At 72.8% G+C, this 8,810-nt stretch carries 7 protein-coding genes; 6 read left to right on the forward strand and 1 reads right to left on the reverse strand.

All coding sequences use genetic code 11. From position 1 onward, the window contains the following. Nucleotides 1-167 precede the first annotated feature (167 nt). From I6A60_RS39875 to I6A60_RS39895, 5 genes are all read left to right on the forward strand, one after another. Nucleotides 168-1,295: an ABC transporter ATP-binding protein gene (locus tag I6A60_RS39875; RefSeq protein ID WP_203025344.1), complete on the forward strand. Its 1,128-nt coding sequence runs from the start codon at nt 168-170 to the stop codon at nt 1,293-1,295. After that, on the forward strand, nt 1,292-1,945 hold the full coding sequence (locus tag I6A60_RS39880) for an ABC transporter permease (protein ID WP_203025343.1): 654 nt from the start codon (nt 1,292-1,294) through the stop codon (nt 1,943-1,945). The genes I6A60_RS39875 and I6A60_RS39880 overlap by 4 nt, the downstream gene beginning before the upstream one ends. After that, nucleotides 1,942-2,796: an ABC transporter permease subunit gene (locus tag I6A60_RS39885; protein ID WP_307874111.1), complete on the forward strand. Its 855-nt coding sequence runs from the start codon at nt 1,942-1,944 to the stop codon at nt 2,794-2,796. Before I6A60_RS39880 ends, I6A60_RS39885 begins: the two co-directional genes overlap by 4 nt. Nucleotides 2,797-2,805: 9 nt before the next feature. After that, complete coding sequence (locus I6A60_RS39890; RefSeq protein ID WP_203025342.1) at nt 2,806-3,735, forward strand: ABC transporter substrate-binding protein; 930 nt, start codon at nt 2,806-2,808, stop codon at nt 3,733-3,735. Nucleotides 3,736-3,959: 224 nt separating this feature from the next. After that, complete coding sequence (locus tag I6A60_RS39895; protein WP_203025341.1) at nt 3,960-4,952, forward strand: ABC transporter substrate-binding protein; 993 nt, start codon at nt 3,960-3,962, stop codon at nt 4,950-4,952. Nucleotides 4,953-5,046: 94 nt separating this feature from the next. On the opposite strand, the gene I6A60_RS39900 is transcribed toward I6A60_RS39895, so the two are convergent. After that, nucleotides 5,047-7,059, reverse strand: coding sequence for an MFS transporter (locus tag I6A60_RS39900; protein ID WP_307874112.1), 2,013 nt, complete (start codon nt 7,057-7,059; stop codon nt 5,047-5,049). Nucleotides 7,060-7,200: 141 nt separating this feature from the next. Between I6A60_RS39900 and I6A60_RS39905 the strand changes: the two genes are divergently transcribed. Continuing rightward, the gene (locus tag I6A60_RS39905) at nt 7,201-8,739 is read left to right on the forward strand and encodes a DUF3027 domain-containing protein (protein WP_307874113.1); all 1,539 of its coding nucleotides are present in this window, start codon (nt 7,201-7,203) and stop codon (nt 8,737-8,739) included. Nucleotides 8,740-8,810: the final 71 nt, after the last annotated feature.

Consider the following 8,810-nt stretch of genomic DNA (forward strand, 5'->3'; position numbering starts at 1 on the left):
GGCGCCGACGGTCGGCGGCGCCGCGGCGAGGCCGCCAGATCGACGGGCGAACAGATGGCACTGCCGGGCGACAACGAAAAGCCTATTTTGTCTACCGGCTTCCCGTGCAATACCCTCTGTCAGGCGCGCCGCGCGGGTCGTCGTCATCAGGCATATGGGATGGTGTGGTGATCCGTTTCGAGTCGGTGACCAAGCGGTACCCGGACGGCACCGTCGCGGTGGACGCCCTGGACCTGGTCGCCGAGACCGGCAAAATCACCGTACTCGTCGGCCCTTCCGGCTGTGGCAAGACGACCAGCCTGCGGATGATCAACAGAATGATCGAGCCGTCCTCGGGCCGGATCTGGCTCGACGACCGCGACACCGCGACGATCAGGTCCGACCAGCTCCGCCGCGGCATCGGCTACGTGATCCAGCACGCCGGGCTGTTCCCGCACCGGACCGTCCTCGACAACATCACCACCGTTCCCCGCCTGCTCGGCCGCGGCCGCCGCGAGGCGCGCGGCCAGGCCCTGGAGCTGCTCGAACGGGTGGGCCTGCCAGCGGCGTTCGCGGGCCGGTACCCGGCCCAGCTGTCCGGCGGCCAGCAACAGCGCGTCGGCGTCGCCAGGGCGCTCGCCGCCGACCCGCCGGTCATGCTGATGGACGAGCCGTTCTCGGCCGTCGACCCGGTGGTCCGCGGCCAGCTGCAGGACGAGTTCCTCCGGCTGCAGCACGAGCTGCGCAAGACCATCGTGCTGGTCACCCACGACATCGACGAGGCGATCCGGCTCGGCGACCAGGTGGCGGTGCTGCGCGTCGGCGGCCGGCTCGCGCAGCTGGCCCCGCCGGGCGAGCTGCTGGCAAGTCCGGCGGACTCGTTCGTCGCGGGCTTCGTCGGCCGCGACCGTGGCTACCGCGCCCTCGGGTTCACCCACGCGGGCGAGCTGGCGCTGCTGGACGAGCCGACGGTGACGGTCGGCGCCCCGCTCAAGGCGGCGCCCGACCTGGCCCGGGACGGCTGGGTTCTGGCGCTCGACGAGGGCCGTCATCCGCTGGGGTGGCTCGCGACCGCCGCGGCGACGGGCGAGGGCACGGTCGACACGGACAAGCTGAACCTGGGCGGCACGCTCGCTCCCGAGGCGGGAACGCTGCGCGAGGCGCTCGACGCGGCGCTGTCGTCGCCGAGCGGGCGGGGTGTCGTCGTCCATGCCGACGGCACCTTCGCCGGCACCGTCACCGCGTCGGACGTGCTGGTCCGGATCGAGCAGGAGCGCGCCGTCCCATCCGGCCCACCCGTACAGCCGGCATCATGAACCACATCTGGCAGTACCTCAGCGACAACCACAGCCAGGTGCTCGACTGGCTGCGCACGACGGTCTGGCTCTCGCTGGTCCCACTCGTGGTGGCGCTGGTGGTCGCCCTGCCGATCGGGTGGCTGGCGAGCCGGTACCGGTGGACCTACGCGCCGGTCATCAGCCTCGGCGGCCTGCTCTACACGATCCCGTCGATCGTGCTGTTCCTGGCCCTGCCGGGCCTCCTCGGCACCGGCATCCTCGACCCGCTCAACGTCGCGGTGGCGCTCACCGTGTACAGCGTCGCGCTGCTCGTGCGAGTCGTCGCGGACGGGCTGCGGTCCGTCGACGCGACCGTGCTGGATGCCGCCGCGGCGATGGGCTACACGGAGCGCCAACGCCTGATCGCGGTGCAGCTCCCGATGGCGGTGCCGGTGATCGGCGCGGGCCTGCGGGTCGCCGCCGTCTCGAACGTCAGCCTGATCGCCGTCGCTTCCTCGCTCGGGGTCAGCCAGCTCGGCTCCCTGTTCACGCTGGGGGCCACCACCAGCGACACGGCGCCGATCTGGCTTGGGCTGATCCTCTTCGTGCTGCTCGCACTGGTGCTCGACGCACTGATCCTGCTGGGCGTCCGGCTGGCGACGCCGTGGCGGCGGGCGGTGGCCCGGTGAGCGCGACCGCCATCCTGGCCGGCGGCAACCTGGCCAGCAGCAACCTGCCCAGCCTCGGGCTGGTGCCCGGCTGGCTGACGACAGCGTCGCACTGGTGGGGGCCGCACGGTCTGCTGGTCTCCCTGCGCGAGCACGTGCTCTACACGGTGGTCGCGGTTGTCGTCGCGATGGTCATCGCCATTCCGATCGGGCTGCTAGTCGGCCACACCGGGCGGGGTGGCTTCGCCATTGCCGGGTTGGCGAACGCGATTCGCGCGGTGCCCGCCTTCGGGCTGCTGATCCTGCTCTACGTGGTGGTGAGCCCGAAGATCCACTATCACGGCGCGATCAGCTGGCTGGTGCCGCGCGGCGCGTTCGGCTCCCTGATCCCGGTCGAGGCCATGCTCGTCGTGCTGGCCATCCCGCCCATCCTCACCAACACGTATGCCGGCGTGCAGGGCGTGGACCCGGACATACGGGACGCGGCACGCGGAATGGGCATGCGCGGGTGGCAGGTTGTCACGAGGGTGGAGCTGCCCATCGCGCTGCCGCTGGTGCTGGCCGGCGTTCGAAGCGCGGTGCTCCAGGTGGTCGCCACGGCGACCATCGCCGGCTACCTGCCGTTCCTCGGCGGCCTCGGCTACCAGATCTTCATCAACGGCCTGCCCCAGATCAACGACCCTGACGTCGGCTACCCGGCGATGATCGGCGCGGCCCTGCTGGTGGCAGTGCTGGCCGTCGTCGCCGACCTTCTGCTGCTCGGCCTGCAGCGACTCGTCGTGTCTCGCGGCATCGCCGGCCGTTACCGCACCACCCTGCCAGCCCCCGTACCCCCGGTATCCGCAGCACCCCCGGCATCCGCCGAAATCTAGAGGAGACCCATGTACCGCAAGACCACGTCGGCCTTTGTCGCCCTCGCACTGCCCGTCGTGCTGACGCTGGCCGCCTGCGGCTCGAGCGGCAGCAGTGGTTCATCCGCCAGCCCCTCGGCCGGCGCCAGCGCGGCCGCCGACGCGGGCTCGCTGACGATCGGCTCCGCCGACTTCACCGAGAGCACCCTGCTGGCCGACATCTACGCCGACGCGCTGGCGGCCAAGGGCGTGAAGATCACCAAGAACCTGAACATCGGCGAGCGGTCCGTCTACGTCAAGGCGCTGCAGGACGGTTCGATCAGCTTCTTCCCCGAGTACAACGGCTCGATCCTGGCCTACCTGGACCCGAAGTCGACGGCCAAGAGCACCGCGGAGGTGACGGCCGCGCTGCCCGCCGCTCTGGGCAGCAAGCTGACCGCGCTGACCCCGGCCGCGGCCCAGGACTCCGACACGATCACGGTGACCAAGGCGACCGCCGACAAGTACCACCTGACCTCGATCGCGGACCTGACCTCGGTCGCATCCAAGCTCACCTTCGGCGCCCCGGCCGCCTTCCAGACCCGGCCTGACGGCATCCCGGCGCTCAAGAGCGTCTACGGGGTCACCTTCGGCAACTTCACCGCGCTGTCGGCGAGCGGCACCGTCACGGTCACCTCGCTGAAGGACGGCACTATCGACGGGGCCGACATCTTCTCGACGGACCCGTCGTTCGCCACCGATGGCTTCGTCGCCCTGACCGACCCGAAGAACATGTTCGCCGCGCAGAACGTCACACCGATCGTGGCGACCGCCAAGATCACACCGACCATCAAGGACACCGTCAACGCTGTGTCCGCGAAGCTGACCACGGCGATCCTCGCGGACCTCGACGCCAAGGTCGGGACCGGTAACCCGGACACGGTCGCCAAGCAGTGGCTGACCAGTGTCGGTCTCGCCTGACCGATCCTCCTTTCGGCCGCCGGCCCCCGAACCCTTCCTGGGTCCGGGGGCCGGCGTGTCGCGGGCTTGCCGACGTTCACCTGAGCCGCACGAGCCGCGCTGACGTCGGTCCTGACCACGCGATCCGCGCCAGGGCCCGCGCGGCCCGCGAAGATCCACCGGAAGTATGCTGGCGGCGTTTGACAGCCGCGGACGCGGCGGCGGGGGACCCGGGAGAGGCACCTGTGGCAGACACGGCATCCGTCTACCGTCACTCCCGAGGCCAGCGGAACCACGGACGCGCCGCCGGCATCGCGGCGCTGCTCGCCCTCGCACTCGGCGCGGCCGCGTGCGGCGGCTCTGGCGGCACCGCCAAGGGCGGCGGCGGGACGAACGGAGTCCCCCGGGGCCACCTGACCGTCGCCGACGCCGGGTTCACCGAAAGCAAGATCCTCGCCGACATGTACGCGCGGCTGCTGGCCAAGGCCGGCTACGGCGTGGACCGGACGTCGATCGCCAGCACCGAGATCGCCGAGTCCTCGCTGGAGAGCGGCCAGATCGACGTGATGCCGCAGTATGTCGCCACCTACGCGGACCTGCTGAGCTCCCTCGTCAACGGCAAGGACACCCCGCCGGTCTCGTCGAGCGACCTGACCGTCTCGCTGGCCGCCCTGCGCCGGCTCGCCGCCGGCAAAGGCCTGACGGCGCTGGAGCCGGCGAACGCCGTCGACCAGAACGCGTTCGCCGTGACCAAGGACTTCGCCAGCGCCCACCGGCTTCAGACCCTGTCCGATCTGGGTGCCAGCGGCGTCGCGGTGACGGTCGCCGCGACCACGGAGTGCCCGACCCGGCCGTTCTGCCAGCCGGGCCTCGAGAAGACCTACGGGATCAAGATCGCGGGCCTGGTCCAGACCGGCTTCGACACGGCCGCGACCAAGGCGGCGGTCCGCGACGGCCTGGCCCAGCTCGGTCTGGTCGCCACCACCGACGCGACGGTCGACGACTACGGCCTGGTCATCCTGACCGATGACAAGAAGCTCCAGAACGCCGACAACCTGGTGCCGATCGTCAACACCAGGTCCCTGACACCCGAGATCAGCGCTGCGCTGAACGTGCTGGCCCCCGTGCTGACCACCACCGACCTGGCCGATCTCGACCGGAGAGTCGACTCCGACGGCGAAGCGTCCGCGGCCGTCGCCACCGACTACCTGACCCGCAAACGCCTGCTGTCCGCCTGACCCGCCATCCGGCTAGTCCGCCAACGTCTCCGCCCCACCCGCCTTGATCGCGGACCTTGTCTGGGCCGGCCAATCTTGGCGGCGGCGGTACTGGCTAGTCCGCCGAGTGGTTGGGGGTGTTCCGGGGCGGGGGTACCTCGGGGAACCGGCCCTCGGAGCCGAGCGGGAGCGTCGTGTCAGGATCCGCGTCGGAGGCGGCCCGGCGGGCGCGTCCCCACGGGCGCCGGCGGGCGGGTCGGGTCGTCGTCTCGTCCACCTGGCCGGGTGCCCGCACCCACGGGCCCAACGGCTGCCCCGCAACCTGGTCGCCAGGCGCCGGGTACGCGCCAGCTTCCGGATACCCGCCATTTCCCGGATACCCGCCGGACTCGGGATACCCGCCAGGCACCGCATACCCGCCGGAACCCGGGTACTCGCCGGAACCCGGGTACCAGAGGGTCGGCGGCGCCGCTGGGGGCGGGCTGACGCTCGGATAGCCGGGCACCACGGGGCCGGCCGGCGCCGACGGCGGCTCAGGGACGGCTCGCCAGGGACGCGTCGCGTCATCCGGGAACGGACCGGCGACGGCTGGGTACGGGCGATCCGGTGGCGGCATCATCGCCGGTAGGACAGTCGTGCCGTCCGGCGCCACCCACGTGCCCCTCGTCGCCGCTGGCCAGGCCGCCGGGTCACCACCCGAGGCCTGGAGCCGCTCGGCGCGGTCCGCGGCACCGCGGGCGCGGCGGATCTCGCGGGCCTGCGGGAGCAGCGCGGCCGCGGGGACCAGCCCGGCGATCAGGAAACCGAGCTGACCGGGCATCTCGATCAGCCCGAGCGCTCCGCCGGCCACCCAGCCCAGCTGCAACACGGTCTCCGAGCGGGCGAACGCTGAGTTGCGCACGTCGTCGGCTGTGTCGCGCTGGATGATCGCGTCGAGCGCGAGCTTGGCCATCGCCGCGGCCAGCATCGCCAGCAGGGCGGCGAACAGTGCCGGGAACTTCGCATAGTCGATGGCGGCCAGCAGGCAGCCGACGGTCGTCAGCAGCAGCGCCAGCGTCAGGATGCGCTCCGGCCGGCGACGACCCAGCCGTCCGCCGATCACCACGCCCAGGCCGCTGCCGATCGCGGCGGACGCGGCCAGCGCGCCCAGCCAGAGATTGGTCCCACCCTCGGTCCGCAACAGGAACGCAAGGAAGAACGTGAGAAACCCCACGATCGCGCGCAACACCAGAGTAGAGCGCAACGCCACCGGAGACGCGCCGAGCACCGCTCGGACCAACGCGTGCCAGCGGGCATGCTTGCCGGCGAGCCGCCGACCCCGGCTTTCCGAGTCCACCACCGTGCCCGCGACAGCCTGGTAAGGCGGCCCGGCCACGACGGGCTGGCTGGGCGCGGCGGCGGCTCGCGGGCCGGTGGCACCGGCCACGATGTCACGCAGCGCCCGCTCACCGGCGTTCGAATCGACCCGCTTCGGCAGGTTGATCGCCAGCAGCACGCCGGCCAGATAGAGCAGCGCGCACAGCCGCAGCACCCACGCGTAGCCGACGTACGGAATGTGCGCGATCCCGAGCCCGATGGGCGCCACGGCGGAGCTCGCGACGATGTTGACCATCGACATCCGCGAGTTGACCTTGACCAACGTCAGCCCGGGTGGCGCCACCCGAGGGATCACGGCGCTGCGCGCGATCCCGAACGCCCTGGAGAGCATCAGCAGCCCCAGCGCGAGTGGGTAAACCTGCAGGCCGGAGAGCTGGGCCGCGAGCTGCCAGGCCAGCAGGCACCGGCCCAGGCAGAGCGCCGCCAGGGCCGTGCGCCGGCCGTGGGCCACCCGGTCGAGCAACGGCCCGATCACCGGGGCGAGCAGCACGAACGGCACCATCGTGATCAACAGGTAGAGCGCGACCTTGGACCGAGCCTGACCGGTCGGCACCGAGAAGAACAACGAGCCGGCCAGGGCGACGGTCACCAGCGCGTCGCCGGCGGCGTTGATCACGGACAGGTCGAGCAGCGCGGCGAGCCCGGACCGGTCGGCGCCATCACGCCGCGTAGTTGCCCGGATCCGTCCAACGCCAGTTCCAAGGCTCGCGCGGACCCTCCCGACGGCCCCGGTCGGACTGTCCGTAGCCACGCCGGGCTCCGTCACGACCGCACGGCGGCGCAGCGGCCGGCCGAACCCGCGAGTACCCACCCTGCCGAGTGTGCTCGCCGAACAGCCGCGCGGCCACGACCACGCCGGGCGTACCTGTCGAGCCTGGGCGAGAATGGTCCCGTGGACGATGCAACGGGCGCTGACGACGCGGTGAGCGCTACTCCGGCCGAGCCGGCCGAGGCCCAGGACGCGGCGGCGGGCTCCCAGCCCGCCGGCCCGACCGAGGCACCGGCGGAACCCGCCGACGACCTGACAACTACCGCCGACCCGACTCCAGGCGACCCGCCAGAGCCGGTGATCCCGGCCGCGCTCGCCGACCCGCCGGCCGCGGTGCCCGCCGACGAGGTGGCCCCCGCTGCCCCGCCGGCGCCCGAAGCGTCCGCATCCGAGCCGCCCGCCGAACCGTCCATCGACGCGGCGGCCGAACCGGCGACCCGCGCCGAGCCCGAGCCGGCGGCCGTGATCGAGCCTGCCGCCGAACTCGCGCCGCCCGCCGAACCCGAGACGACGACCGAGCCCGAGACGGCCGCCGAAGTCGAGACCGTCGCCGAGGTCGCGCCACCCGCCGAGCCCGAGACCGTCGCTGGGCCGGAGACCATCGCCGAGGTCGAGACGACGACCGAGCCCGAGACGACGGCCGTCGGAGTCGAGACCGTCGCAGAGGCCGAGGCCGAGACGCCCGCACCTGCCGAAGAGGCCGTGCCCGAAGTGGTCGCGGTCGGAGCCGACCGGCCCGACCTCCCGGTCGCGACGGCGGACCGCGCCGACGGTGACGGTGAGGACGAGGACGACCAGGAGGACCCGGCCACCCCGCGCGGGACACGGTCCCGGGCCACCGGCCCGGACCCGGTCTGCGCCGCCGCCGTCGACGTGGCCCGCGCGGCCGCCGTCGAGGAGGCCGGGGACGAGGGAGCGGTCGGCGAGCATCTGGGCGTCGAGGCCGAGGGCGATCGGCTGGTGCTGCACCGGTTCGCCTCGCTGGCCCACGCCTACCGAGGCTGGGTGTGGACGGTCGTGACCACTCGCGCCCCGCGGGTACGCAAGGTCACCGTCGACGACGTCGTCCTGACGCCCGGCGACGACGCACTGCTCGCGCCGGCGTGGGTGCCGTGGTCGCAGCGGCTTCGCCCGGGCGACGTCGGCGTCGGCGACCTGCTGCCCACGGCCGTCGACGACCCGCGGCTGGCGCTGCGTCAGGCCGACGTCGAGGAGTTCGTCGACACCGACGCGTTCCTGGAGCTGGGGCTGGGCCGCCCACGGGTGCTCTCCGCGGTCGGCCGGGAGGAGGCCTCGGCCCGTTGGTACGCCGGCGAGCCCGGCCCCGACGCCCATGTGGCGAAGGTCGCCCCGGCGACGTGCCTGACCTGCGGGTTCCACGTCCGGCTGGCGGGTGCGCTCGGCCGGCTGTTCGGGGTGTGCGCCAACGAGCTGGCGCCCGACGACGCCCGGGTTACCTCGATCGACCACGGCTGCGGCGCGCACTCGGAGGCGCTGGTGGCACCGTCGGCGCACCCGGAGTCGGTCCCCTTCGACGAGGACCCGTCGGATCTCGTGCCGACCGACGTCGAGCTGGTCGGCGTGACGGCGGGCGCCGCGCCCGAGCCCGCGCACGCCGGCCACCCCGCCGTGGGACGCCCGGAGCCGTACGGCCACGCCTGACCGATTCCGGCCCGGGAGACCGGCACCGGGGCATCGCCGGCCCGGTCATCCGATGGGTGACCGGGCCGGCC

The sequence above is a fragment of the Frankia sp. AgB1.9 genome, assembly GCF_016786355.1.
Lineage (GTDB): Bacteria > Actinomycetota > Actinomycetes > Frankiales > Frankiaceae > Pseudofrankia.